The organism is Chitinophaga arvensicola (assembly GCF_900110835.1).
In the GTDB taxonomy this organism is placed as follows: Bacteria; Bacteroidota; Bacteroidia; order Chitinophagales; family Chitinophagaceae; genus Chitinophaga; species Chitinophaga arvensicola.
Genome location: NZ_FOJG01000001.1, coordinates 3,383,389 through 3,406,983 on the forward strand (window position 1 = coordinate 3,383,389; position 23,595 = coordinate 3,406,983).

Sequence of the window (23,595 nt, forward strand, 5' to 3'; positions counted from 1 at the left end):
AAAAGTTGTGGTAAGGCAATAGACACCCGTTCTCCCCGGTGGAGGAGTTTTTTTCGTACCTGGCAGGTGCGGAAACGGGTACTTACTTTATAATTTTATGGATAGATGATTTTGAGTTCATTATCTGTTAACTCGTATTGCAGGTTATTCATTCCGCAAAGCATTTTTAACAGGTTTTCGAGAGAATCATTGGCATTGAAATAGCCGGTAAATGGTATTTCCTGCAGTTTTTCCCTGTTGGTATAGACGATCTGTAATTGAAATTTCTTTGCCAGGTTATCAAAAACATCTGCCAGCGGCGTATTTCTGAAATTCAGGTTAATGGAGTCTGCATTGCTGGCCGGTGCTTCTTTGCGCAGGTTCTTTTTCGCTTTTACGGCAGGCGATATCCGGGTAATCAGGTAGTCGAAATCTTTTGCTACAGACAGTTGTTCACCGGGATTCAGGTAAGCTTTTTTAGTGCCGCCGTTTATCGCGGGATGAATCACTACTCTTCCTTCATACAATAATACCTGTACATTTTTATTACTGGTGTTTACCCGGAAACGTGTACCCAATGCCGTAGTGGCAATACCGTTGGCATATACGGTAAAGGGTTTTGCGTGATCTGTACTTACGTTAAACTCAGCGGCACCACTCATGGTAATATCTCTTTTGTTATGCGTGAAAGGGATATCATAATGCAGACTGCTATGCGGATAAAGCGCTGCAGTAGAACCATCCGGCAATGCAATATTCATGACGGTATCCGATTTGTTGACGGTATGTTGATGCACAATTGCGATGACGGGCATAGTATTATTTGTTTGTCCGGTTTCGGCTTTCTTTACCCATTGCCAGGTGATGATAACAGCCAGTGCAATACCTGCTGCTATGCCGGCGATGCGTGGGAGATAGCCGATTGTTTTTTTCTTTGAAGCATGGCTGGTAGCAGATATATTGGTATGGATCTTTAGTAACAATTCATCCGCTCTTTTTCTATCTAAAGTACCGGTTACGTGTACCTCTTCTGTATCCTGTTCCAACAAAGCAGACGCACTGTTTTCTGATTGTTGTTCCAACAATTTTTCCAGTTCCTTCAGTTCATCATGACGGATATTACCAGACCAAAACTTCTTTATTAATAATTCTGATTTCAGCATGCTTTCGCTTTTAAATACAATGACTTTAACAGGAGTGAGGGGTGAGGGTGTGTTATGCTAATGTTAACAAAAGCTGGCGGTGGAAAATAACATGAGTGCCACGAAGAGGAGATCAGGGTTGGTTTTTACCATTTCCCATTTAATCCGTTCCGCTGCCTTGGTCACATATTCCCTTACGGTATAGGGCGATATTCCCAGCAGTTCGGAGGCCTGGCCATAGGTTTTGTGATGTAGTTTGCAAAGCGTAAAAGCCTGTCGCTGTTTAGGAGGAAGGTTGTTAATAGCTTTATCCAGGTGAACGAGTTGTGCTTCTATATCCACGGTATCTTTATGATCAGCCTGGGGGATGGCTTCATCCGTCAGTTCTCCTATGAAGTGTAGTTTTTCCCTTACTTTTTTCTGGAGATAATTAAGTGATTTATGCTGACTGACTACCATCAGCCACCCGCCGATAGACAAGCCCGGATCCAGGGTTTCCCTTTTATCCCACAGGGTAATAAATACATCCTGTAAGATCTCTTCTGCGTCTTCCTGTTTTTTGATTAAGCGGCATATGTTCGCAAAAACAGCAGGATAATATTTATAGTAAAGAGAATTGAATGACTTTAGGTTTCCTTTCCGCAGTTCGTGTACCAGTACGCTGTTTGCTGCTGTCTCCATATGCTGATAATATTTGCGTATAAAAAATGAATGACAATCGGTCTGCAAGTTGACAAACTTTATGTTCCTGCGGTATTATCTTTCTTTTAAGAATGGCTATTTATGCTTGCATAGGAAGAAATGGATCTTCATGGTGATACTATTTTCACTATACAGGTGATGTTACTACACCGGTAGCCGGGGGGCCTTTGATATTTAGGTATTCTTGTATGTATATACCCTTTTTAACCATTCATAAAATGGTCATGCGCGGTATATAAGCCCTATCTTATAGGGGGCGCTTATATAGCGCTGAGATGGGAGTGGGATAGGGCTTAACTGGGGCTAACCTCATAAAATGAGTGGTGCTGGTGGGGGTATTATTGTATGATAAGCATGGATGAGGGATATGCACATGAAAATTTGTATCTTCATTGGTGAATGAACCCATAGTATTTAGAAAAATAAGATTATGTCAGGAAAAAATAACAGGGCTAAAAACTATCAGGCGCGCAGAAGAAGGGGGGCTGGCGAGTCAAATGAGTATGAAGAACATCTTCCTGATGGTTTTTTTGATATGGTTGGACGCCGTGCTGCCATCAATGCAATTAACGAGAACAGAGCCATGAATTTGCCAGTAACCGGATTGAAAGATGGTTGGGTGGTACGTGAAATGCCAGATGGAAAATATCAGCAGATTTCAGAGGTTAAAATCGTCTCGCATGATGTTTACAAAAGACGTAATCTTGTAAAAGGTACAGTTATTCATGTCGGTAAAAGGAGCTAAAAGAATGCGGGTTTTCGCGGGGCCCAACGGCTCCGGGAAAAGTACCATCATAAAGGAAATCCAGAAGGCATTCAGAACCGGTACTTATATTAATGCAGATGACATTGAAAAGGCTGCCAGGGAGAAGGGATTTGTTAACCTTGGAGACTATAATCTTGAAGCCGATGCTGCAAATTTTAATGCCTACCTTGAACAATCTACGCTGCTACAAAAGGCCAGGGCAGAAGGATTCACAATTGATTTGAAATTTTCCAGCAATGTCATAACCATAGGAGCAGATTCCAATAGTTATGAAGCTGCTTTAATTTCTGAATATTTAAGGCGATTATTAATCGAAAAGGGAGAAACTTTTTCTTTTGAAACCGTTATGTCCCATTCGTCTAAGCTGGATGTACTAAAAAGTGCGCATGCTGCGGGATTTAAAAATTACTTGTATTTTATTTCTACGGAGTCCGCTGATATTAATGTGAATAGGGTGAAGGAAAGAGTAAAGAAAGGTGGACATCCAGTTAATGAGCAAAAAATCCGGGAACGATATGTGAAGTCTATGGATCTGGTAATTGATATGCTTTCCTATTGTCATCGTTGTTTTTTCATTGACAATTCAGGAGATGTTTATCGCCTGATTGCAGAGGTAGTGGACGGGGAAACATTGAAAATTGAAACTAACGAGATTCCTATCTGGTTTGATATTTATGTATTGCGGAAACTTGGTGTTTAAACTCCTTTTCCTATGCTATTATTCGACCACTCTTCAGGGCACGAAAAAGATCCGGAAAAATAAAGTTGGAGAAGTTTCATCTTAAACTAAGATACTGGCTGGAATTTTTTCATAAGCCCGGCCAGTATCTTTCATAAAATTATCTATATCTTTTTCTTTCATCACGCATCCGGTATTTCCGGTTCTACCAGCTTTGTCAGTTTCTCCAGTGATTCCTGCCAGCCCAGGTAGCACATTTCTACAGGTATAACAGCTGGAATTCCTTCCTGCGTAATTTTAATGTCTGTGCCTGCGATTGTTTTCTTAAGCCAGATGGTGGTGATCATTTCTCCCGGAAGATTCGGATCATCAAATTTATTGGTGTATTTGATGAATTCATTGGGCTTGAGTTCAAGGTATGACCCGCCGAATGAATGGCTATGTCCTGTTGTAAAATTCTGAAAGGACATTTTATAGGAGCCGCCTTCTTTTGCGCTGAATTCATGAACGGTACAAAGAAAGCCGTATGGAGGCAACCAGGAAGCAATGGCAAGGGCATCCGTGAAGGCGCGGTATACTTTTTCAGGAGAGGTTTTCAGCATCCGGTGTAAAGCAACTTTATTGTCTGACATACTATCTGTTTTTGGTTCCTACTCTTGTGGCTTTTCGGTTTCGCCCGTTTTTACAGTGGTTGCTGCTCCACTTGTATCGTTGTTAATATCAACACTACAAAGATGGAGGGAAAAATTGATGTTGACCGAGGTGTAATACGACAACTTGGCGGGGTAAATGCGACGGATAGCGGGAAGTGAAGATTATAGCAGACTAAGCACCTGGTCCCTGCGGTGGATCACAGAACCGCTGACTTCAACCGTAGCTATATCAAAATCTCCTATCCATTCAGAGAGTATCTCATTCACCTTGCTTCTGAGCCTTGGTAAGTCTGAACGCGGACAATCTATCAGATCCGGCGTTTCAACAGGTACGAATACAAGGAGGTCTGTTCCGGTGATTATTTCCCGGGCTGTTTCGAAAAGTGTCTGGATATTTTTGCCGGGATCAATGGCGTGAATGTAAGAGAGGATATCAATGGGGCATCTGTCGAAGATGGTATTGTCTTCGCTGCGTTCTATCTGTTGAACGGAATAATGGAATTGTTGTATGAAATCTTCTATATCAGGTATGTCTGAAAATTCATATCCGGATTCTTCCAGTTCGTAGTATGGTTCCTTGTAAAGGGTATATGTGGGAAGAGATGCTGCAAGTTCTTCTGCCAGGGTTGTTTTTCCAACGCGGTGAGCGCCTGCAATTGCGATTTTCATTTGTATGGGTATTTTTTGTTTACTGTTTATTTTATTGAGATGAGTACCGCGCGCGGCTATATTCAGGATAGCATGAAAATAGGAATTTTTTAGAAAAATGGCCAGATTAAGTAGTACACTTTCATATTCGGATGGGTACTATGTGTAGAAATATTTTGCCGGATTCTTCGGTCATGGCAAAGTAGCTATAAAATTTGTAACTCCCGATAATGTTAAACCTGTATGAAGAAATTACTATCCCTGCTCGTAATTTTAATGATGACTTTTCCTCTTTTCTCTCAAAGCAAAGGATCTCCGGATTCTGTGAGAATCAATACGGTGCAGCAATACCGGCAATCCCAACCGGTGGAAAACGTGGTAGCTGGTCCGGGAAAAGATAAAGACGCATTGAGCGTATGGGTGGCCTGGTCGCAGATAGTGGCGGCCCTCTTTACTATTGTTTCTTTGTTTTTTCTGATTTATCAATTGTCGCAACTCAGAAAGGCAAATAATACTTCAAACAAACAGCTGGCTTTTGTAGCGCAAGCAAACAGGGCACAGGTAGTGATAGGACTCTTCAAGGAATTCAGATCATTGGGCTGTAAAAAAGCCAGAGAAACAATTAAGGCGAAGGGAACCGAAACCGTATTTACCGACGTGGTAAGTTATAGTCATCTGTTAAACCATTTTGGCTTTTTGCTCGAACACGATTATATTGATGAAAGATCAGTTTATGAGATGATGGGTTTGAGTGTCATGTCTGCCTGGAGGGCGCTTTCTCCCCAGATAATCAAAATGCGTAAGGATAGTGATGCGCCATTGGATTATTATCCCTATCAGTACCATTTTGAATATCTGAATTACCGCATGGAAAAGTATTTCCCTGAAGGAAAGAAACGCATTGATAAGTTATTAAGTGAGATGGCTCCTCAGCCACCTTCACCAGCCGCTGCATCGGAGGAGATAGTTGCCAATGCTTGAATTAAAGTAACGTGTTATCTTGCTGCTTTGTCAAACCATACTCCATACAACTCCAGGCAGCTTCCCAGGAAGAACAGTATCCGGTAAAACATTCTGATATTGTCTCTGTTTCTTATGGCAAAGCTGATGGGTTTCCGGTGAAGATTTTCGGTATTATATTTTTCATGAAAGCCGGTTAATGCGTCGAGTAGGAAGTCGCCGGTCAGTATAGCGAGGCTATTCAGGATCAGGACGGCGATGGACATCAGTACCGCGAAGAAAAAATATTTGAAATCAGGTCCTGGCTGAAAGCCACTCACTTTCATAAGGAGCATACAAACTACCGCCAGTACCGGTAAAACAAGCAGGGAGGCGCCATATAAGATAAATCCCTGTTTCTTTTGCATGTTATTATTCATGAAGAAGATAAAGAGGAAACAGACCGCAATAAAAAAGAAGTACAGAAATCTTGTCATGAATAACAGGGTTCACAGTGTTGTGCATCATAACAGGCACGGAATATTTACCTGCACAAAATAAAGCATATTAAAGTAAAAGAGCGGGATTTTTGCTGATTTTCCGGTTGGAAACTTTGCTTGCCATTAAAATACTGGTGGGGTAAACAAGTTACTGCCCGGGCCTCCCTATCAATTGCGTGAAGACCCGGGCAAGCTGTTGCTATGTTCTGTATGCTTTCAATACATTCATCACCCAGGATTTGCCCCATTCTTCCACTTGTTCTGCTGTCCAGAGATAGGGGTAGAAAATCCTTTTCTGGAATCTTGGAGGCAGGTATTTTTGCCAGTTGGTACCACCTGTAGCAGCGATGTCTACCGGATCACGCTCCAGGTATCTTACGGCAGATTTATAGTGAGACAACGGCCATTCCACGTTTACAAACAGGTCCAGTTTTCTGAGTTCTGTTTCCACGGCGCTCATATCCTCCCCTTGCTGTTTTAAGGTCTGATACAGGGCGGAGAAATTTTTGTCAATATTGTTTTGGGCCAGTTGCAGCAATTGGCCTGCATATTTCGCGATGAATTGTTGCAGGGTAAGCGTTTGTTTACCGGTAGCTAATTCTGAAGCGCCGTATTTCCAGTAAATAGATTCGAACTGTTCTACAGGCGATGCTTGTTTGAGTTCCTCTCTTTTGCTCAGGGATACCAGTTGGGCGAGGTGGGTGGAATAGATCTCGATCATACGGTATTGAGCCGATTGGAAGCCGCTGGCAGGCAGCAGCGACATCCGGAATTTCAGGAATTGCTCTTTTTCCATACCATCCACCATGATATCGAAGGAAGATACGAGGGCGGTGAAATAGGCATTGATTCTTTTAAGTCGGGCTGCAAAGAAGGTGGGCGTCAGTGAAGGATGTTCGCTGATCTGTTTGCACTCGTGCAGGGAGAGTTTGAAATAAAGTTCGGTGATCTGGTGATACATGATGAAAATCTCTTCGTCCGGATAAGAGGTTTTCGGATGTTGAAGACTCAGCAGTGTGTCCAGGTGAATGTAATCCCAATAGGTAAGGTAATCTGCGTAAAGCAGGCCATCAAGATATGCAGTGATGTCTTGCCCCATGGCAGCGTACTTCTCCTGCAACAGGGATAGTCTGTCTTTTATTTCAGTTGTTATTTCCATGTTTGCAATTATTGTTTTGGCGTAATCAGTTCTTTACTTATGTGGAGCAGTCGTTCTGCCGTCAGGAAAACATCTTCAAAGCTATTGTACAATGGTATCGGGCTAAGCCTGATCACATCTGGTTCGCGCCAGTCGCCCAGGATATTATTGGCCACCAATGCATGAAATATCTCCCTGGCGTTGTATTTGGCTATAATGGATAACTGCGCGCCGCTTTCGGTTGCAGCGGAAGGTGTGATGATCTTGTATTGTTCAAAGCCGAGGGTGCTGTTTATTTCCCCGATAAGGTAGCGGAGGTAGGCTGTCAGCCGCAGGCTTTTTTCTCTGAGTGGCCCAAGGAAGCCTGCTTTTTCGAAAATTTTGAGGGAGGCATGATACAACGCCATGGGAATAACCTGTGTGCAGCTGACCTGCCAGCCATCGGCGCCAGCTTCGGCCATGAAGCCTTTTTCCATTTTGAACCGCTGCTGTTCCTGGTAGCCCCACCATCCGGCAAAGCGGTTGAGAGAGGTATCCGCAAAATGTTTTTCGTGTACAAAAATCCCGCTGATACCGCCAGGACCGGCATTCTGGTATTTATAAGAGCACCAGCATGCAAAATCAATATTCCATTCATGCAGTTGCAATGGTACGTTGCCTGCGGCATGTGCCAGATCGAAACCCACAACAGCGCCTGCGTTGTGACCTGCGGTGGTAATAGCGGGCATATCGAACCACTGACCGGTGAAATAGTTGATGCCACCAAACAACACGAGTGCCAGTTGTTCGCTGTTAGCGGCAATTACAGCCAGGATATCTTCTGTGCGGAGGGTAGCTTCGCCGGCGCGGGGCGCCACTTCAATAATGGCGTCTTTTGGATCATAGCCATGGAACCTGACCTGGCTTTCCATCGCATATTGATCGGAAGGGAAGGCGCCGGCTTCCATAATGATTTTAAACCTGCCGGGAGTGGGGCGGTAGAAGCTCACCATCAGCAGATGCAGGTTAACGGTGAGTGTATTCATCGGGCATACTTCCTGGGGGTGTGCGCCAACGATATGAGCCATCAGGCTTTTCAGTTCTTTGTGATAATACATCCAGGGTGTTTCACCTTCAAACCATCCCTCTACGGCGAGGTTTTCCCAGTTGTTCAGTTGTTGATCCACATAGTTGCGCGCTGTCCGGGGCTGCAACCCCAGTGAATTTCCGCACAGATAGATGAAGGGAGCACCGTTTTGCTTAGGGAAAAGAAACTCTTCTCTCAGGTGACGTAATGGATCTTGCTGATCCTGGCTTTGTGCAAAAGCCAGCTTATTTTCGAAAGTCATACGGATAAGTATATGAATGGTTGGAAATTGCGCTCACAGACATTATTGTCAATGGCGTCAAAAGTATATACTGATAAGTTGGATAATCGCAGCAGCATGCCGCATGCAGGAGGAGTGCCTGCTAAGAAGGTCTGTTAATGATATTTTTGTAGATATCCTCCATTATTGGTAAAGTCGGGCAAAACAAATATAAATTGCTCACACTGCCAAATAAATTTAGGCTGGTGATCCGGGAATGGTTATCGCTGTTAGTCCCGGAAGTAATTGGTGATGATGTTACTGATGGTATCTGCTTTATCTAAAATCATCAGATGCCCGCCGCCCTTAATACGGTAGTCGGGATGCACCCGCCTGGTGGTAATTACCCTGTCGGCCGTTCCATGGATCTGTATAGTTCTCTCAGGAGTTTCTTTATTATTCCAGTAAGCGATTCCTCTTAATGCCCATCGGAAGAAAGTAACATCGGTATCCTGCAGTAGTTTTGTCAGTGCTTTTTTGTCGGCGGGCGATTTAGCGCCAAAGTAGCGATAGGTAAGAAAATTGGTGCGTTTTATCAGTGACCCGGGAATGATCCGGTATAAGCCTATTTTCATGAAGAAGAACTGTTTTCTGTTCAATTCACTCTTTGTGCGGACCGAAGAGATCAATACCATTTTTTTAACGGGAATCAGTTTGGATACTTCCACTGCCATAATACCTCCAAAAGAAAGCCCGATAATATAGGGGTTTTCGACGGTGATCTGGCTCTTGACTCTGCCGGCATATTGTGTCAGTGATTCATTGGGTATAGCTGGTATCCAGTTAATGTACACCTTATGGTAACCGGGTAGCTGCAAGTTCATGAAGATACTTGAATCGGCGCCGATACCGCTGAAAAGATAAATCGTTTTTTGTTCCTTTTTAGTGGTGTCTTCCGGGGTTTGAGAAACCGCCCGGAAGCTGCTTAATATCAATAATACAGAAAAAATCACTTTCACACATTGCTCCATAAAAATCCTCGTTTGCACACTTTTTCTTGACGAAACAGGCTGCGATATTACAAAAAAAGTCAATTATTAAAGTATAGAATTATTTTATCTATTTGTTCAGACACCGCTGTGGTTATCCGTTGGCGCTCTGTCATAATCAAAAATATTGCCTAATATTGTAAACTGCGGCCTGTGGGCGCTAAGCGTGCTATTTATTGTCTGTATTGCCCGAAAAAATCATATATGTTCGATATAAAAATACAATCCCCATTTACGTTTACCCCTGTTGCCCATCCCGGTTGCAGTAATGAAAAAGCGCTTGCGTTATATCATGAAATCAATTGGGCAGATCTGTACCGGCAGATGGAAGCCAGTGGCAGCAGCCCGGACAGTCCTTTTTATTATTTTGAAATCAACCGGCGGAACCATCTCGGGGAAGCAGAAAGACTCTGCATATCCGGATACATACGGGATCTTGTTTGTGTAGGATATATGCGGCCGAAAATGGAGCGTAAAGGATTTTTCAAAAAGAAAGATGTACTTAATCCAACCTTTCGTACGCAGATGGATGCTGTGGAAGGCGCCTTTGCCTTTTCCTGCCTGGATGCATTTATGAAAGGGAACAACGTTTTCCTGGAGGAGAATCTGTATGATAAGGAGGGCGATTGACCTGTGTTGCCGGGATAGTCACATCGGGATCAACAATGAAAGGGTAGTAAAGATAGAAAGCATAGCTTTACAGGACATGGCATTTGTCGTATTTCGCCCCTGAAATTGTCGTGTACACCCTGCAAGCGCCTTGTTTTTATTGTCGAGATTTGAAGCAACAACTTAATAATTAAAACGATGGCACTTATCAATCCTTACATTCACTTCAATGGAAATGCCAGGGAAGCATTTACCTTTTACAAGTCAGTATTTGGCGGAGACTTTACAAAAGTTATGCATTATACAGATCTGTCAGGCCCGGAATATCCAATCGCTGAAAAAGATGAAAATCGCATTATGCATATTGCTTTGCCAATCGGTAAAAGTAATATGTTGTTGGGGAGTGATGTACTGGAAGTAATGGGGCAGGTAACGGAAAACGACAACCGGAATACTATTTCCATCAGTGCGGAAAGTCGTGAAGAGGCCGATCAGTTGTTTAACGGACTTTCTGCAGGAGGGAAAATTGAGATGCCCATTACTGACAGCCCTTTTGGTTCCTATTTTGGTATGTTTACCGATAAGTTTGGCATTCAATGGATGGTGAACTTTGACCCTGAAAATACTGATCAATAGTATCAGTTCATTCGGCGGGATCTCCATATCCCTCCCATAAAGCTTTCACGTATTCTTCATTGTTATTATCACCTGATACCCGTTTGGTGATGATTTCGCTGTCGCCCTGCATACGGTAGTATTCCAGCGTAGTTATATTGCTGGTGTCCTCCATGCCGGTGGTATTAATGATTAACCTGACGCCTGCTGAAAGCTGCAGTGAGTCATTTACCCAATGATATTCTTCTTTAAATTTGGTGGCATACCAACTGCCTTCCCAGCTGGACCTTACCACATTTTTCCCGGGAACATAAACAAAGTTCCATAATATACAATCTGTTCTGACCCGCAAACTGCCATCTTTCCCTGATAGTATGGGTAAGGTCGGTTTATGACCATTCATCTGCGGGAAACCATCGACAAGGATATCCGTATATCCGTCCGCATTGATATCTATCGTATCGATGTGTGAAAGTCCGTGGCCATTGAAGTAAACACCGAAGAGGATTAGCAATATTGCTTTGCTTTGCATACAGGGATAGTGGGTATAAATATAAATCGTTCCGGTTATTTACCGGGATCTGTTTCAGCGCCGGTGATGGGGATACTGTTTTGTGCTACTTCTTCGGCTGTAAGACCGTACATAGGGGGTGTTTTCACTCCCAGCAGGTTCAGGTAAATATACAATTCGCCACGGTGGTGAATTTCATGTTCTACCATGGCGCGCATCCATTTCCATATGCGCATTTCTACCTGTCCGGGTGTAGTGCATTTACGTTGCAGATCATTGTCACTTAATGCCCGGAATATGTCGAGTGATTGTTCGTGTAGTTGGTTGAAGAAGAAGAGAATGTTGTCGTAGCCGTCGGCGAGATCTTTGCCACAACCCTGGTATGCGCTTGGGCGGCCGGCGATGGTTTCGGCAAACATGTATCTTTCAATAGTGGCGATATGCCTGATCTGATCACCGATCGTGAATTTTCCGGGTTTGTAGGACCAGTCCAACTGATCGGCAGGAACTACTTTAATAATCCGGAGGGTACGCTCCCTTACTTTATGATAGTATTCAAGAAAGGGCGGTATGCTATGAATTTCCATGAGTTATCTGCTGGCTTTGATGAGTGTGATTAAAGAAGTAGCCACCTGTGTTTCCTGATGGTTGTTTAATGTAAAAAGATCGGTTTGTACCACCGTGATAGTGGCGCCGCCTTTAAGTACAGTCGCTTTGGCGATGAGTTTTTCTCCTTTCGCCTGGCGCAGGAAATTGATTTTGAATTCTATCGTAAGAAATGAAATATCTTCCGGAGATAGGGTGGTGGCGGCATACCCACCGGCAGTATCGGCCATTGCGGCGATGACGCCACCATGAAAAATACCTGAAGTCCGTAGGAGGAAATCGGTAGGAGGTACCGATATGGTAATGGTTCCTTTGCCGATATGCTCAATAGTGGCGCCATAAAATTGCATGAGTTTCTGCCTGCCGAAACTGGCGTTGATTCTTTCGCTGATCTGTGGGTCTAACATGTTTGAAGTTTCCCGGAAAGGTAAATTTTTTTTGTTTATTCAAAGGCCGGTTGACTTTCTTCACCTTCAATCAGGCGTCTGCAAAAAGATGTTATCTTTGAATAACCGGCACCCGCTGGAGGTTAACTTCATCATATGAGATACATTACCGGTTTACTCACTTTATTACTGTTAATTATGGCGTCGCCTGTGCAAGCACAAAAAGTGCCCCCTGTCATCCCCGGTTATTATAATGCCAGCCGGATGGAAGTGGCGGAAGAATTATGCGTATTTGAAAATAACCGCTTTGCCTATGCTGCGAGCTACGGAGCAGTTGATCAGTTTGTAAAAGGGGTATGGGTTCAACAACATGATACTGTTTATCTTTCTACTGATCCGGTAAAGGATAAGTATATCATCACTTCTTTAACAGACAAAAAAGTGCCTGCGGGTAAGCTGTTACTGGTTTTCAGGTTCAATTATCAGCATGCCCCTTATCTGAAATTCAGTTTTTCTCCATCACCGGAACTAACTGACCCTCCCGCTACTACGCAAACCAACGAAGGTTTTGAAATTCTTGCAGGCGAACCTGCCAGCAGGCATTTGTACCTGCTTCATACCATGTACGATAGCGACTTTTCGGCGTATACACTAGCAGATAAAGTTAACAAGGTATACATTGCCCCGGGGGATGGATTGGGCAAGCCTGTCTTCAAAAATATTCCTTTCCTGGTGGGCGACAGCTGCCTGATCAATATCCAGGATGAAAACCGCAGGTTTAGCTACCAGGGACCGGTTGCAGAAAAGGATAAAGCGCTGGCCAGGCCGGGCAATGAGCAATAGATGTTATTGCTGCTTCCGGGGTTTAGCTCTTTGGTTGAGTTGTGGCAGCCAGTATTCCGGGGGCGCGTTTTTCCAGGCAACACCAGCCCAGCCGGCATCTGTGTCCGGATTACGTGGCGCCCATACCCTTGGGCGTGGGAGGGAGCATACATAGCGGCTGGCCTCCAGTATCTGCGTTGAGGCCTTCCAGTTAGGATCCAGGTTGATCAGCTTTGGAATTCCTTCTTCAGTGAACTTTGGATCACGGGTTCGGGCAATGAGCTGGCAGTGGCATTTTGATTCGAACAGGGCGCTGACAAAACGCGGGGCGCTATCATCCATCCAGAGGAGGCGGTCTCCGGGAACCATCCGCGCTTTATAAATGATGGTGTCATTATCTGCCGTTTTAGTCCGGTTTAAATAGGGAACGGGATCTTCATGGGAGAAAGGTGCATCGTCATGAATATCGGCTGTATATCCGGGATCGTCTGTAAAATAGAGTTCCAGGGTATCGCCATCGGTATGGGCCTGCCACAGATCGATCATTTCTGCCTCCGGGGCGATGATGGAGGGATAGCCGCTTAGAAAAAGCACCTGGTTTGCCCGCATAGACAACAGCAGGCGATCACCGTTTTGCAGGAATACCTGCGATTGTTTTGCCCAGGCTTTTATACCATCAGTTTCCTGGCGTGCCTGTAAAATAGTGTCGATGGCAACTTCCGGCGATACTTCAAAGAATTCCCGGTTGGGGCGGTATCGTTTGTCCTTCAGGAGATCATGCGTCAGCTTTTCCAGTGCTGTGGGGTTGGAGGTGATGGCGCTGAAAACCACTTCAAAAGGGTCAGGTGAGCTCGTAGAAAAAAGGTCTTTTGCCCTGTCTTCCGCCAGCGCTGTTGTCATACCGATTTTGACCAGATGGGGCATTATTTTATTGGTGAATACGTATACAAATCCGAAAGAATATTGCGACATCATCTCTGGCTTTAGGTAACCGAATAGGAATTAAGATACGAAATATTACAGGATGTGTGGTGTTTGGGAAAACGTTGGCCCGGATGAATATCTGTAAATTCCTGACGAATATGGATTTAAAATCATCAAATATAAAACGGTAACATAAAGTAAATATTCGTTCTGCTATTTTTGACCTGGAAAAGTTAATATGAAAACTGGCGCTGGTAGTGACCTATGACATGATGAGCGCCTATAAAACCAAAATTATGTTGAAGTTTGACAAAATTAGTAAAAAGCCGCTTGATTACCTGTATGCGATCATCTGGATAGGTATTTTCGGCGCGCTGGCCGTTTATGTATATTCTGGGAAGGTGTTTGAGCCTAATAACGGGAAGATCCATATCGTTGCTATTCTGATAGGATGGGTAGCACAATATATCGGCTTATTTCTTACGGCATTGCTCTTGTTTGCAATAGGGGTGTATAAAGCGGTTATGATTTTATTTAGTAATAAATACGGGGAATGAGGTAACAGGCTGTTTGGACACTTCTGTTAAAACCTTAAAAAAATATAACTTTAGGGCATGAAGTCTGTTTTAACTGTTGTTGCGTTGGCGTGTCTGCTGGTTGGCCAGACCGCATTTTCACAAACCTTTTTCAAAGTCATCCCGCTTGGGGTGAAAGGCGGCATTGATGAAAGCAATCTTTCCGCTTACATGATTGCCCCACAGGGAAGCGATGCGTACGTTTGCCTGGATGCAGGTACTTTGTACTTTGGTATTGAAAAAGCCATAAAAGCTAAATTGCTGCATGGAACTGCAACAGACGTGTTGAAACAATATATAAAAGGCTACCTTATATCGCATGGGCACCTGGATCATCTGGCGGGCATGGTGATTAACTCACCGGATGACAGCAGTAAAAATATTTATGGTCTTGATTATTGCCTGGAGGTATTAAAAGATAAATACTTCTCCTGGAAAAGCTGGGCCAATTTCGCCGACGAAGGCGAGAAGCCCGCGTTGGGAAAATACCATTATGCTGTGCTTACGCCAGGCATTGAAATGCCCTTAGCGCATACCGATATGCAGGTAACCGCCTTCCCGCTAAGTCATTCCAGCCCTTATCAAAGCACCGCTTTCCTGGTGCGTCATAAAGAAGCATATGTATTGTACCTGGGTGATACCGGTGCTGATTCAGTGGAGCACTCCGATAAAATGCACCGGTTATGGGAACAGGTTGCCCCGTTGCTAAAAGATAAAAAATTAAAGGGGCTTTTTATTGAAGTCTCTTTCTCCAATGAGCAGCCGGACAAACAATTATTCGGCCATCTTACCCCACGCTGGTTAATGACAACATTACAAGACCTCGCCTCACTGTCGGGTGCCGAAGCGCTGAAAAATTTCCCAGTGGTGATTACACACATCAAGCCTGGCGGCAACCGGGAGCAGATGATCCGTCAGGAGTTGCAGGCGTATAACCCACTGGGTGTTAAGTTAATTATTCCGGAGCAGGCGAAGTTGCTTAGGTTTTAAGTTTTTCTTTTAATTGGGAGAATGTTTTTTAAACTGATTGGGCGTTACACCTGTCTCTTTTTTAAAAAGCCGTGAAAAGTAGGACAGGTCCTCAAAGCCCAGTTGATAAGCAATTTCTGATACACGTTGATCGTCATTTCTCAAACGGTTCTTGGCTTCATTTATAAGATAAATATGGATTAGCTCGATTGCGGTTTTACCGGTTTCCTGCTTTAGCAGATCGCTGAGGTAGCGGGGAGATAAATGGAGCTGCGAAGCCAGGCTAGTTACATTGGGCAAGCCCCGGGTAAATCCGTTTTTAAAATAGCTGCTCAGTGCATCATTAAACTTTGATACCGTTTTTCCGGAGAGTTCGGAGCGGTTTATAAACTGGCGCTTGTAGAAACGCTGAGAGTACTTCAACATGGCATCTACATGTGAAAGCATAATGTTACGGCTATACTCATCATTATTCGTGCGGTATTCTGCATCGATCTTGAAAAAAAGATCCCACATAATCTGCTCTTCACGGGGAGAAAGATGAAGTGCCTCATTTGCTTCATAATCAAAGAAAGCATATTTGCTGATCTCATGATGGAGGAAATGGCCGTTCAAAAAATCCTCATGAATGAATATGACAAATGAGTCTTCATAATATTCAAGCTCTTTGAATGCTATTACCTGACGTGGGCTGGTAAACAGCATACAACCATTTTCATGGTCATATTTGGTTCGCCCGTACATAATAATCCCCGATTTAAGTTTTTTTAAGGAGATAGTATAAAAGTCAGAAGTAAATGGCTTGTCAGCAAGCGAAGTTTTTTTCGGGCACCTGTAAACGCTGAACAGCGGATTCTCGGGCATTGGCAGACCATTAAAGCGGTGCAAATCGGCTAAACTATTAAAGTGCTGCATGGCTTAAAGATTAAACAGATCTTCCCCATCATCAGGGGAAGATCAATACTACTACAATATAAAGATTATTTACCTTGTGCCGCTAAAGTTGTCTCCAGCCAGCTATCCCATTCAATGTTCCTGCCGCTGTATTCCTTTTTAACTAACATATTGGCATATTTTCCGAGAAGCAGGCGTAACGGAGGATTTTCGCTGTCAATTAATTTCAGAATGGCAGCTGTTGTACCGTTTGCATCTCCCCTGAAATCCGGTGGGATAGCCGCCTGATGACTTGCCTTTACCTCATTATATGCTGGAATTTCCGTAGTGTGCGTAGCAGATGAATTACCCCATTCCGTATCAAACCCGGAAGGCTCCACAATAGAGACTTTTATACCAAAGCCTTTTACTTCAGCAGCAAGCGATTCACTTAAGCCCTCTACCGCAAATTTAGAGGCCGCATACAGGCCTAACACTGGTCTGCTGATTAATCCCAGTACACTTGAAAGCTGGATGATGTGGCCATTTCCCTGCTCACGCATGACGGGTAATACTGCCTGTGAAAGCCACAATAATCCGAAAAAGTTGGTTTCCATTTGCTGCCGGGCTTCTTTTTCGGTCGTTTCTTCGATGGCGCCGAATAAGCCATAGCCTGCATTATTGACCAGCACATCAATAGTCCCAAAGTGTTCTTTTGCTTTTGCAATTGCTGCAAAGCCAGCTGATCTGTCGTTAACATCGAGCTGCAGTGGTAAAACGTTATCACCGTATTTGGTTGCCAGATCGTTGAGCGCACTTAAGTTCCGTGCTGTTGCGATTACTTTATCACCTCTTTGCAGTAAAGCTTCTGCCCATAATTTACCGAAGCCACGTGAAGCGCCGGTAATAAAAATTATTTTCGACATTGTTTGATTTTTTATTGTCTGACAAATTTAGCGCGTTAATTGGCTGCAGAAGTAGGACAGAAGTGGGGAAGATTAGGATATTTTTACGTGGGGTTAATTTGGGGGCGTTTGACGATCCTGACGCATATTTATAGTTATTTTATTGATTTCTGTTCTAATTTAAAGTTAACATCTACTCCCGTTGATAGTTGTCGCTGGCAACTCCAAAGAGAACGTAAAATAAGAGCCTTGAAGTTGCATTTTTGATACAACTTCAAGGTTTTTTAAGGGTGAAAGTACTTTTTGAATTTAGAAGAAATAGCACGATAGAAGAATAGTCATAGCATTTTTAAATCCCATATATTTTATCTGCCATTACATTTTGGATTTGGCCATGCTATTTTACATTACATTGTAATGAACTAATTTATACTTTTTTGCATCGAATTTTTCAAAGCTTTTTCCACCAGAATATCTGAAAGAGTTACTACTTCTGGAGGTGTAACCTGTGTATTTACTCTATTGCTTGTTTGTAATGTATTTAGGTAAGTTAAGCTATTTTTATATGCCGTCGCTTTTGTTTTTAAAACCATTAGGGCCGCGTTGTAAACTTTAAATTTCGCGTTTTGAATATCAATCCGTTGTTTCTCTTCCTGGCCTGAAGTATCAGAAGACGCCACATAATCCTGTATGGTTAGTACATTCGCAAAGCCTTCAATGACTGAGGGACTATTAAAGTTTACTAATGTGCTATCTATTTTCCTAAATTCATTGTAAGTACTTATTAGATCCTGACTAGTTGAAGCGGAATCTGATTGTGCTTTTTTTATTTGATTTTCTTTGTCATATTTATTTAATAATCCTCTAACAAAAGTGGTGTAATCCCTACCGCTAAAAGCTGTGTAATATTCATGCGTTTCGTCAAGTGACTTCATTCCTTCTTCTGCCACATAAACTATCTTAGCCTTTATTGAAAGAGCTACCGGCGTATTTGAAAGATTAACATTTAAGTCTGAGATGCTGCTTAGACTGTCATGAGTTTGGTATTGTATCTTGAATGACTTGATAGCGGCACATGAACTGATGAAAAAGAATTTGAGAGAAGGGTTACTGTCCAGATAGTCTTTTAAAAATATTAGATTGCCTTTGTTTATTTCTTCAGCTAAATATTGCATTTCTGATTTTTTGGATTGCCAGTGCAGTATTTGTAATGAGTCTATACTTATCAGGTATTCAATGTATTGGGATTTTGCGTTGTTTGTAGAGGCATTGAGCAATGTTTTGTAATCAATCTGCAAATCAAATCCTGCATTTTTTTTCAAAACGTACCGGTCTACTATTTTCTTGGAGGATTCGATAAAAGGAAAATTGTCATTTGGCATATTAAATGCGCTTTTTATATTAGTTGAATCATTCGGATCATAAATTATAAAGCTTCCTATTGGGATTATTTGATCATAGTTTAAACGATTGTCCTTATCTCTTCGTAATAGTTCATAATATCTGCTCTGAGATGATAATCTGATTAGTTCTGCGACCGGCGTATAACTTTCCGGTTGAACCACTGCCGCAATTAAATCAATGTTATTATTTTCTTTTTTCTTCAGAGAAGCAATGGGAAAACTTCGGGTTAATATATTTTTCCTCTTATTTTCATCAAGACTATATCCTGAAATTATAATGGATACATAATCTTTAGTATCAATCGATATCTTTTTAATAGTATTGTTTGATACACTCAAAGGTTCTTTTTCCGTAAGTCTTCCACTTTTTTCCTGAAGTTGATAAAAAAGCAGACAGTTTTCCGTATTGGATAATCCGAAGCCATATAGAAACTGAAAAGTGAAGTCTTTTCCGAAACAATTGATAGTGACGAAAAGAAGGATAAATGTGTAGATTTTTTTCATGACTATTTTTTTGAGTTTGATTGATAAAAGGGAATATGATTTATAATATTGGGATACAATTATAGAAATGAAATTGGGGTGATCTTAATACAATTGAACAGCTTGATTTTCATGAAAGTATTAATTATCGAGTCATTAGTAACGTGTTTTATTGACTATCATTGGGGTAATAGCATAATTTAAATTACTCAAAATTTGGATCCATTCCAATGTTTTTGAATAAAACATAGAAAATGTATATATTTATTTGCAGTTGGTACGAATTAAGCTCCTAACATATGGAGAATCATTTATAGCCCCTTGATAATGAAAGTAATCTATTCTGCTCTAATCCTTTTTATGCCACTACTCGTTTTCGGACAGAGAAATGTCCGCTTGGTAGTGGTGACATTTAAATCTGATATAAAGACTGTGACTATAGATAGCGCTACGAAGGCATTGAAAATTGCATCTTTGCTATTAAATTCTAACGAGTTTCAAGATTCAATAATTAAACGAAAATTTCCGTATAGCAATTTCTGTCTTGGTTGTGATAATAGTAAAGATATTGTTGGTGATAGCATTTTGGGACAAACAATTTTAGATAGTATTTTTCGCCGATCAGCGGTTGGATTAAAACTAGTATTAAAGATTCAGGGTAAACTACCTTTTTGGGGTAGGTGCTTTGGTTTAGGAAATACTTGCCCCAATAAGGACTCTATAACCTCATTTTATAAAAATATCAGATGTGATATGGGGAAGGAACTACCTTTTACTTATGCATATGGAATTCATATCTGTCATGAATTTGCGCATAACGTTGGATTTTGCCATACAGACAACAATGTTGATCATGATATAACGGAGGCTGTCGGTTGGATTGCATATTATTTTGTAAAGAAATGGTATGACGATCATGTTCTCACTTTATGAAAATGTAGCGTCTATGTTTTGAGGTGTTGTTATAGAATGAGCGAAGAGTCTTACAGTGCCCTCAGTGTAAGGTTTTACTGGAATAATTGTGTTAAAATCGCCGGCCTGCTGTTTTTAGAGAAATAGTTCTTCATCCGTGAAGAGTTTTTTAATTGAGATAATTTTTAACCTGTTTGAAGTAAAAGAGGCATTTGGTTGAATTTAAGCAAATTAAAACAGGTTCGAATCCAATTGGATTCACGGACGCCGGTATGATCAGCATAGCAAGTATAGCATAATACTATTCTACTTCAAAGGCGAGGTTATAAGTCTCTTTCACAGGGCCTAACCAATTTTCATCCGGATAACCCGTCAAAATATCTTCTAATAGTTTCTTGGTTTTTAAATAGAAGAAGTCGGCAGATTCGGAAGTTACAAATGAGACAATACCAGGTACGAAATTTTCCCGTTTGAGGTCAATCAGTCCTACTTCTTTGTAGTATGTATATATGTGGGCGTATTTTCCATTTATAAGAGGCTCTGAACTCTCCAAAGTTTTGAAATTTAATTCCAGATACTTCCCATGGGTTAACTGATTTCGAAGCTGAAAAAGTACTGTTATAGCTTTCCATGTTTCATTATCAGTTAGCTCGGTTAGTTTTTTACCTGATATTAGCTGAAAAAACTCTACATACTGAAGCCAGGAGGCACTTTCCAACTTTTTAAAAAGATCTATTCGCAACCGGTCTTCTATTGTTTCATTTTGACTGGGATGTCCACAATTGTCGGTTAGTAATTGGAACAAGAAACCTTCAATGATACAAGTAGAATGAAATAGTATTGTGAGATTTATGGAATAATAATGTTTTGTTTTATCCCTTTTGTTTTTTAACCATTCAATAAAACTAGGAAGTGTAATCCAAACTTCGTCTATGATCGAGTGGTGATATGAATCACGAAAATTTTCCATTCCCCTTTCTTGTTTTTTCTTTTTCGCAAAGCAAATGCTATTCTACGCATCCTAATTGCGCATTAATATTAAAAAAGTTAACTTTGATGCTCGATTGATTAGATCTAATAGCAATAAATAAAGTGACAACTATTGGTCTTATCTGCTTGATACAAGCTATATTTTATACCTATTTCTAAAGATTAAATAGAAATAACTACTTAGGTCATTGAATTTGAATAGGAGCATCAATAAACTGGTTAAACATTTCTCCAGCCTGCCCGATTTGATAATGAACCCATTTGCCAAAGAGGACTTCATTGTTTGGATAGTTTTCGGCGATGACATAACTTGTTCAAATATAATAATTGAGGTTCGAATTTAGCGAGATTGTTTGTAAGCATAAGTTGTAATTTTCTTTTGTCCCTCCACTTCATTGATAACATAATGAAATGTAAATTTGCCTCGTTAGCGCAGGTAGTTCGGAGATAACTGTTCAAAAAATATTTACCTGTATTATCTGCGATTATAATCTCTGTGAGGCGTTAATACTTTACTTGCAAAGATGTATAAGTTAATTTATTGTATGTTCAATTTTTTTAGAAAAAGCAGCAGAGAGAAAAAATACCTTAAGAATTGGGAGATTGATATAGGTACAGAATTTGACGTTATTTATAATTCTGATTCTATTCAATATGTAAACGAGGATGCAAGAATCGCGATTTATTTTTCTGTTCTTAACGTCAGTGGTAACCTGCTTACTGCAAGTGAAGCATTCTCAAATGAGCCTCAAATAATCCAAGACGCCGGCAAGTGGCAGTTGAAGGGTGCAAAAAAATCTGTCAACCAGATTCTTATTTGTGTTATTTCATTTGAGGACCAAAATGATGCTCCATGGGCAAGAGCGTTTTTTGCATCCATTAAACAAAAAAATAAGAGCTAGGCGCCGCGCAATCCTGGTTATTCGATATGTTAAGTTATATCTAACTGAGTAATCAATGTACTAATTTCAGTCAAATCTTCGATTAAGAGGTTCGAATTTGGTCCAGTCATCCCGACTTTACAGGACAAATGAGATGCATTCCCGTTTGTCCTGTTTTTATTTTGGCTAAAACCCTTGTCCGGTGAGTATATGAGGGTCACCGTTTCATTAATACGCTTTGAGTCACATTACCTCGCCCCCGAAATATCTTAAATCAGTTCAAATTATAAACGTTATTGCTTAACAACAGAATAACTTTTTTCTAAGACTTAAGGTTTTAAATTGAAGTCAAACTAACCACATATGATCTTATCTGTTCAGAGTTACAAGAATCATGAGCTAGTACTGTATCATGCAGGAAAGCATAATATGCCTCTGCACCAAAGTGAGGTAATATTTGAAGAACTGAAACTTTTCTTAGTCGATTGCCTGACAATTGATAAGAATGTACCCAATGAAGAAATTGATGCTTTTTGGCATAGTTTTATACTTCATACATATGACTATCAGGCTTTTTGTCACAACTATTTAGGAAGATTTATTCATCACTATCCTCATTTTGATAAAGCTGGTACAGCAGAGATGCTATCAGAATCATTCGAATGTCGTTGCGATAGTGGCTCAAAGAACACCCCAACCGCTTATTCGAATGAACCATTCTTATTTTAAGGATCTTGTTATTTACATAATACCCGGTATTCTACTTAATGTGATTGTTCTGGCTATTCTATTTGATAAGAACGCTATCCAGGTCATTACGAATATCGAACTTATTAAGTCAAATGCATTCATCTTTTCATTTCTGATCTTTTCGGCCCTTTCCGGTTTTATTCAGTCCCAGTTTCAAATAACTATTATAAACAAATTGATTTATAAGAAACAGGATATGCGCTTGATTGTTAATCTCCAGTTTCCAACTGTGATAAAGGAGAATCTGGCGCGGCGGATTAAAGAAGAATTTAAGCTGGAAGGGGTTGCAGAAGATATTATTATGAAAGATAAGGAATACTTCTATCAATGTTTAACGATAGTGCTTATGACCGAGTATAAAAGAATGGGGCAGATTATTGATCGCGCTATATCTGTTTCTCAGTTTGGTTCTGCCATTATATTTCCGACCATTCTTTGTGTCTACTATATATTTTCAAAGATAGAAATGAATGTTTATATAAAATGGTGCATATTCCTGGTTATTGCTGTACTGATAGTCAGGATCTGTTATTTTACGGTTCGACGTTTTAGAGAAACCTGGATTGAGGAAGTATATAAGGTTTTTTTATTCCGTCCTATTCCTCCATCTGCCGCGCTTTTTCCCGCTCCCGGTCAAAGTACCTCCGAGACTGAGGATGCCGGCCCTGACTCAGATATGCTGTAGATTAGCTAAAAGAGGCCGGAAGCCCGGTATTAACGTGCGCGCTTACTGCGCGCTTCCATTATTTTTTGCAATCGACTTTCACGCGCAACAAGATCGATCATCTTTTCCTCATACTAAGTTGACCGGATTTGATATCCGGATGCTTCCTCCTCAAAGAGAGATCAGCAATGGCATCAGGAATCATGACATAGAGTTATACCGCGATAAAATAGCGT

Annotated in this window: 28 protein-coding genes; 12 read left to right on the forward strand and 16 right to left on the reverse strand. The window is 41.3% G+C overall.

Annotated features, from left to right (window positions below; all coding sequences use genetic code 11):
* Positions 1-95: 95 nt before the first annotated feature.
* Together BMW79_RS14005 and BMW79_RS14010 are read right to left on the reverse strand one after the other, a co-directional pair.
* A complete protein-coding gene (locus tag BMW79_RS14005; protein ID WP_089895720.1) occupies positions 96-1,142 on the reverse strand; it encodes a FecR family protein in 1,047 nt (348 codons plus the stop codon).
* Positions 1,143-1,205: 63 nt separating this feature from the next.
* A complete protein-coding gene (locus tag BMW79_RS14010; RefSeq protein WP_089895723.1) occupies positions 1,206-1,802 on the reverse strand; it encodes a sigma-70 family RNA polymerase sigma factor in 597 nt (198 codons plus the stop codon).
* A gap of 451 nt (positions 1,803-2,253) precedes the next feature.
* Here BMW79_RS14010 and BMW79_RS14015 point away from each other — a divergent pair, with 451 nt between their 5' ends.
* Both BMW79_RS14015 and BMW79_RS14020 read left to right on the forward strand, forming a co-directional pair.
* Complete coding sequence (locus tag BMW79_RS14015) at positions 2,254-2,568, forward strand: hypothetical protein (protein ID WP_089895725.1); 315 nt, start codon at positions 2,254-2,256, stop codon at positions 2,566-2,568.
* Positions 2,549-3,289 (forward strand): hypothetical protein, encoded by a 741-nt coding sequence (locus BMW79_RS14020; RefSeq protein ID WP_089895727.1) that lies wholly within the window; start codon positions 2,549-2,551, stop codon positions 3,287-3,289. Before BMW79_RS14015 ends, BMW79_RS14020 begins: the two co-directional genes overlap by 20 nt.
* Positions 3,290-3,450: 161 nt before the next feature.
* On the opposite strand, the gene BMW79_RS14025 is transcribed toward BMW79_RS14020, so the two are convergent.
* Positions 3,451-3,900, reverse strand: a complete 450-nt coding sequence (locus BMW79_RS14025) for an SRPBCC family protein (RefSeq protein WP_089895728.1) — start codon at positions 3,898-3,900, stop codon at positions 3,451-3,453.
* Positions 3,901-4,083: 183 nt separating this feature from the next.
* A complete protein-coding gene (locus BMW79_RS14030) occupies positions 4,084-4,590 on the reverse strand; it encodes an ATP/GTP-binding protein (protein WP_089895731.1) in 507 nt (168 codons plus the stop codon).
* 222 nt (positions 4,591-4,812) lie between these two features.
* On the opposite strand from BMW79_RS14030, the gene BMW79_RS14035 reads away from it, so the two are divergent.
* Positions 4,813-5,550, forward strand: coding sequence for a DUF4760 domain-containing protein (locus BMW79_RS14035; protein ID WP_089895732.1), 738 nt, complete (start codon positions 4,813-4,815; stop codon positions 5,548-5,550).
* A gap of 14 nt (positions 5,551-5,564) precedes the next feature.
* Here BMW79_RS14035 and BMW79_RS14040 read toward each other — a convergent pair whose 3' ends face one another.
* From BMW79_RS14040 to BMW79_RS14055, 4 genes are all read right to left on the reverse strand, one after another.
* The gene (locus tag BMW79_RS14040) at positions 5,565-6,005 is read right to left on the reverse strand and encodes a hypothetical protein (RefSeq protein WP_143059156.1); all 441 of its coding nucleotides are present in this window, start codon (positions 6,003-6,005) and stop codon (positions 5,565-5,567) included.
* A 202-nt stretch (positions 6,006-6,207) separates the two neighbouring features.
* Positions 6,208-7,167, reverse strand: a complete 960-nt coding sequence (locus BMW79_RS14045) for a tryptophan 2,3-dioxygenase family protein (protein ID WP_089895736.1) — start codon at positions 7,165-7,167, stop codon at positions 6,208-6,210.
* A gap of 8 nt (positions 7,168-7,175) precedes the next feature.
* On the reverse strand, positions 7,176-8,474 hold the full coding sequence (gene kynU, locus BMW79_RS14050) for a kynureninase (protein ID WP_089895738.1): 1,299 nt from the start codon (positions 8,472-8,474) through the stop codon (positions 7,176-7,178).
* A gap of 248 nt (positions 8,475-8,722) precedes the next feature.
* A complete protein-coding gene (locus BMW79_RS14055; RefSeq protein WP_089895740.1) occupies positions 8,723-9,463 on the reverse strand; it encodes an alpha/beta hydrolase in 741 nt (246 codons plus the stop codon).
* 222 nt (positions 9,464-9,685) lie between these two features.
* Here BMW79_RS14055 and BMW79_RS14060 point away from each other — a divergent pair, with 222 nt between their 5' ends.
* Both BMW79_RS14060 and BMW79_RS14065 read left to right on the forward strand, forming a co-directional pair.
* Positions 9,686-10,111 (forward strand): hypothetical protein, encoded by a 426-nt coding sequence (locus BMW79_RS14060; protein WP_089895742.1) that lies wholly within the window; start codon positions 9,686-9,688, stop codon positions 10,109-10,111.
* A 177-nt stretch (positions 10,112-10,288) separates the two neighbouring features.
* Positions 10,289-10,726, forward strand: coding sequence for a VOC family protein (locus BMW79_RS14065; RefSeq protein ID WP_089895744.1), 438 nt, complete (start codon positions 10,289-10,291; stop codon positions 10,724-10,726).
* Positions 10,727-10,733: 7 nt separating this feature from the next.
* Here BMW79_RS14065 and BMW79_RS14070 read toward each other — a convergent pair whose 3' ends face one another.
* From BMW79_RS14070 to BMW79_RS14080, 3 genes are read right to left on the reverse strand one after another with little or no spacing between them, the layout of a single operon-like run.
* On the reverse strand, positions 10,734-11,237 hold the full coding sequence (locus tag BMW79_RS14070) for a hypothetical protein (protein ID WP_089895746.1): 504 nt from the start codon (positions 11,235-11,237) through the stop codon (positions 10,734-10,736).
* 35 nt (positions 11,238-11,272) lie between these two features.
* Entirely contained in the window at positions 11,273-11,803 is a 531-nt protein-coding gene (locus BMW79_RS14075) for a DinB family protein (RefSeq protein WP_089895748.1), read from the reverse strand.
* Positions 11,804-11,806: 3 nt separating this feature from the next.
* Complete coding sequence (locus BMW79_RS14080) at positions 11,807-12,229, reverse strand: PaaI family thioesterase (protein ID WP_089895749.1); 423 nt, start codon at positions 12,227-12,229, stop codon at positions 11,807-11,809.
* Between the two features lie 135 nt (positions 12,230-12,364).
* On the opposite strand from BMW79_RS14080, the gene BMW79_RS14085 reads away from it, so the two are divergent.
* Positions 12,365-13,051: a hypothetical protein gene (locus BMW79_RS14085; RefSeq protein ID WP_089895751.1), complete on the forward strand. Its 687-nt coding sequence runs from the start codon at positions 12,365-12,367 to the stop codon at positions 13,049-13,051.
* Between the two features lie 3 nt (positions 13,052-13,054).
* Here the strand turns inward: BMW79_RS14085 and BMW79_RS14090 are convergent, their stop codons facing one another.
* A complete protein-coding gene (locus tag BMW79_RS14090) occupies positions 13,055-14,002 on the reverse strand; it encodes a GIY-YIG nuclease family protein (RefSeq protein WP_177192165.1) in 948 nt (315 codons plus the stop codon).
* 248 nt (positions 14,003-14,250) lie between these two features.
* Between BMW79_RS14090 and BMW79_RS14095 the strand changes: the two genes are divergently transcribed.
* Positions 14,251-14,511, forward strand: coding sequence for a hypothetical protein (locus BMW79_RS14095; protein WP_143059157.1), 261 nt, complete (start codon positions 14,251-14,253; stop codon positions 14,509-14,511).
* Positions 14,512-14,568: 57 nt separating this feature from the next.
* Positions 14,569-15,519, forward strand: coding sequence for an MBL fold metallo-hydrolase (locus BMW79_RS14100; protein ID WP_089895757.1), 951 nt, complete (start codon positions 14,569-14,571; stop codon positions 15,517-15,519).
* A 9-nt stretch (positions 15,520-15,528) separates the two neighbouring features.
* Here BMW79_RS14100 and BMW79_RS14105 read toward each other — a convergent pair whose 3' ends face one another.
* From BMW79_RS14105 to BMW79_RS14115, 3 genes are all read right to left on the reverse strand, one after another.
* On the reverse strand, positions 15,529-16,413 hold the full coding sequence (locus tag BMW79_RS14105; protein ID WP_089895759.1) for a helix-turn-helix domain-containing protein: 885 nt from the start codon (positions 16,411-16,413) through the stop codon (positions 15,529-15,531).
* Between the two features lie 65 nt (positions 16,414-16,478).
* On the reverse strand, positions 16,479-17,297 hold the full coding sequence (locus BMW79_RS14110) for an SDR family NAD(P)-dependent oxidoreductase (protein ID WP_089895761.1): 819 nt from the start codon (positions 17,295-17,297) through the stop codon (positions 16,479-16,481).
* A 401-nt stretch (positions 17,298-17,698) separates the two neighbouring features.
* On the reverse strand, positions 17,699-19,183 hold the full coding sequence (locus BMW79_RS14115) for a hypothetical protein (protein WP_089895763.1): 1,485 nt from the start codon (positions 19,181-19,183) through the stop codon (positions 17,699-17,701).
* Positions 19,184-19,522: 339 nt separating this feature from the next.
* On the opposite strand from BMW79_RS14115, the gene BMW79_RS14120 reads away from it, so the two are divergent.
* Complete coding sequence (locus BMW79_RS14120; RefSeq protein WP_177192166.1) at positions 19,523-20,095, forward strand: hypothetical protein; 573 nt, start codon at positions 19,523-19,525, stop codon at positions 20,093-20,095.
* Positions 20,096-20,375: 280 nt separating this feature from the next.
* Here the strand turns inward: BMW79_RS14120 and BMW79_RS14125 are convergent, their stop codons facing one another.
* Positions 20,376-21,044 (reverse strand): hypothetical protein, encoded by a 669-nt coding sequence (locus BMW79_RS14125; RefSeq protein WP_089895767.1) that lies wholly within the window; start codon positions 21,042-21,044, stop codon positions 20,376-20,378.
* A 565-nt stretch (positions 21,045-21,609) separates the two neighbouring features.
* Here BMW79_RS14125 and BMW79_RS14130 point away from each other — a divergent pair.
* The 3 genes from BMW79_RS14130 (at position 21,610) to BMW79_RS14140 (ending at position 23,380) form a co-directional block, all read left to right on the forward strand.
* Positions 21,610-21,966 carry a hypothetical protein gene (locus BMW79_RS14130; protein WP_089895769.1) on the forward strand — a complete coding sequence of 119 codons (357 nt, stop codon included), beginning with the start codon at positions 21,610-21,612 and terminating at the stop codon, positions 21,964-21,966.
* 342 nt (positions 21,967-22,308) lie between these two features.
* Complete coding sequence (locus tag BMW79_RS14135) at positions 22,309-22,674, forward strand: glycine-rich domain-containing protein (RefSeq protein WP_089895771.1); 366 nt, start codon at positions 22,309-22,311, stop codon at positions 22,672-22,674.
* A complete protein-coding gene (locus BMW79_RS14140; protein WP_089895773.1) occupies positions 22,655-23,380 on the forward strand; it encodes a hypothetical protein in 726 nt (241 codons plus the stop codon). Before BMW79_RS14135 ends, BMW79_RS14140 begins: the two co-directional genes overlap by 20 nt.
* Positions 23,381-23,595: the final 215 nt, after the last annotated feature.

What these genes read in the sequence shown, in the direction of transcription:
- BMW79_RS14010 (WP_089895723.1), bottom strand. Translation starts at nt 1,802, where the DNA reads ATGGAGACAGCAGCAAACAGCGTACTGGTACACGAACTGCGGAAAGGA.
- BMW79_RS14030 (WP_089895731.1), bottom strand. Translation starts at nt 4,590, where the DNA reads ATGAAAATCGCAATTGCAGGCGCTCACCGCGTTGGAAAAACAACCCTG.
- BMW79_RS14045 (WP_089895736.1), bottom strand. Translation starts at nt 7,167, where the DNA reads ATGGAAATAACAACTGAAATAAAAGACAGACTATCCCTGTTGCAGGAG.
- BMW79_RS14095 (WP_143059157.1), top strand. Translation starts at nt 14,251, where the DNA reads ATGTTGAAGTTTGACAAAATTAGTAAAAAGCCGCTTGATTACCTGTAT.
- kynU (WP_089895738.1), bottom strand. Translation starts at nt 8,474, where the DNA reads ATGACTTTCGAAAATAAGCTGGCTTTTGCACAAAGCCAGGATCAGCAA.
- BMW79_RS14040 (WP_143059156.1), bottom strand. Translation starts at nt 6,005, where the DNA reads ATGACAAGATTTCTGTACTTCTTTTTTATTGCGGTCTGTTTCCTCTTT.
- BMW79_RS14035 (WP_089895732.1), top strand. Translation starts at nt 4,813, where the DNA reads ATGAAGAAATTACTATCCCTGCTCGTAATTTTAATGATGACTTTTCCT.
- BMW79_RS14075 (WP_089895748.1), bottom strand. Translation starts at nt 11,803, where the DNA reads ATGGAAATTCATAGCATACCGCCCTTTCTTGAATACTATCATAAAGTA.
- BMW79_RS14110 (WP_089895761.1), bottom strand. Translation starts at nt 17,297, where the DNA reads ATGTCGAAAATAATTTTTATTACCGGCGCTTCACGTGGCTTCGGTAAA.
- BMW79_RS14025 (WP_089895728.1), bottom strand. Translation starts at nt 3,900, where the DNA reads ATGTCAGACAATAAAGTTGCTTTACACCGGATGCTGAAAACCTCTCCT.
- BMW79_RS14015 (WP_089895725.1), top strand. Translation starts at nt 2,254, where the DNA reads ATGTCAGGAAAAAATAACAGGGCTAAAAACTATCAGGCGCGCAGAAGA.
- BMW79_RS14140 (WP_089895773.1), top strand. Translation starts at nt 22,655, where the DNA reads ATGAACCATTCTTATTTTAAGGATCTTGTTATTTACATAATACCCGGT.
- BMW79_RS14135 (WP_089895771.1), top strand. Translation starts at nt 22,309, where the DNA reads ATGATCTTATCTGTTCAGAGTTACAAGAATCATGAGCTAGTACTGTAT.
- BMW79_RS14055 (WP_089895740.1), bottom strand. Translation starts at nt 9,463, where the DNA reads ATGGAGCAATGTGTGAAAGTGATTTTTTCTGTATTATTGATATTAAGC.
- BMW79_RS14070 (WP_089895746.1), bottom strand. Translation starts at nt 11,237, where the DNA reads ATGCAAAGCAAAGCAATATTGCTAATCCTCTTCGGTGTTTACTTCAAT.
- BMW79_RS14060 (WP_089895742.1), top strand. Translation starts at nt 9,686, where the DNA reads ATGTTCGATATAAAAATACAATCCCCATTTACGTTTACCCCTGTTGCC.
- BMW79_RS14105 (WP_089895759.1), bottom strand. Translation starts at nt 16,413, where the DNA reads ATGCAGCACTTTAATAGTTTAGCCGATTTGCACCGCTTTAATGGTCTG.
- BMW79_RS14020 (WP_089895727.1), top strand. Translation starts at nt 2,549, where the DNA reads ATGTCGGTAAAAGGAGCTAAAAGAATGCGGGTTTTCGCGGGGCCCAAC.
- BMW79_RS14130 (WP_089895769.1), top strand. Translation starts at nt 21,610, where the DNA reads ATGTTCAATTTTTTTAGAAAAAGCAGCAGAGAGAAAAAATACCTTAAG.
- BMW79_RS14005 (WP_089895720.1), bottom strand. Translation starts at nt 1,142, where the DNA reads ATGCTGAAATCAGAATTATTAATAAAGAAGTTTTGGTCTGGTAATATC.
- BMW79_RS14090 (WP_177192165.1), bottom strand. Translation starts at nt 14,002, where the DNA reads ATGTCGCAATATTCTTTCGGATTTGTATACGTATTCACCAATAAAATA.
- BMW79_RS14065 (WP_089895744.1), top strand. Translation starts at nt 10,289, where the DNA reads ATGGCACTTATCAATCCTTACATTCACTTCAATGGAAATGCCAGGGAA.
- BMW79_RS14100 (WP_089895757.1), top strand. Translation starts at nt 14,569, where the DNA reads ATGAAGTCTGTTTTAACTGTTGTTGCGTTGGCGTGTCTGCTGGTTGGC.
- BMW79_RS14115 (WP_089895763.1), bottom strand. Translation starts at nt 19,183, where the DNA reads ATGAAAAAAATCTACACATTTATCCTTCTTTTCGTCACTATCAATTGT.
- BMW79_RS14080 (WP_089895749.1), bottom strand. Translation starts at nt 12,229, where the DNA reads ATGTTAGACCCACAGATCAGCGAAAGAATCAACGCCAGTTTCGGCAGG.
- BMW79_RS14085 (WP_089895751.1), top strand. Translation starts at nt 12,365, where the DNA reads ATGAGATACATTACCGGTTTACTCACTTTATTACTGTTAATTATGGCG.
- BMW79_RS14125 (WP_089895767.1), bottom strand. Translation starts at nt 21,044, where the DNA reads ATGGAAAATTTTCGTGATTCATATCACCACTCGATCATAGACGAAGTT.
- BMW79_RS14120 (WP_177192166.1), top strand. Translation starts at nt 19,523, where the DNA reads ATGCCACTACTCGTTTTCGGACAGAGAAATGTCCGCTTGGTAGTGGTG.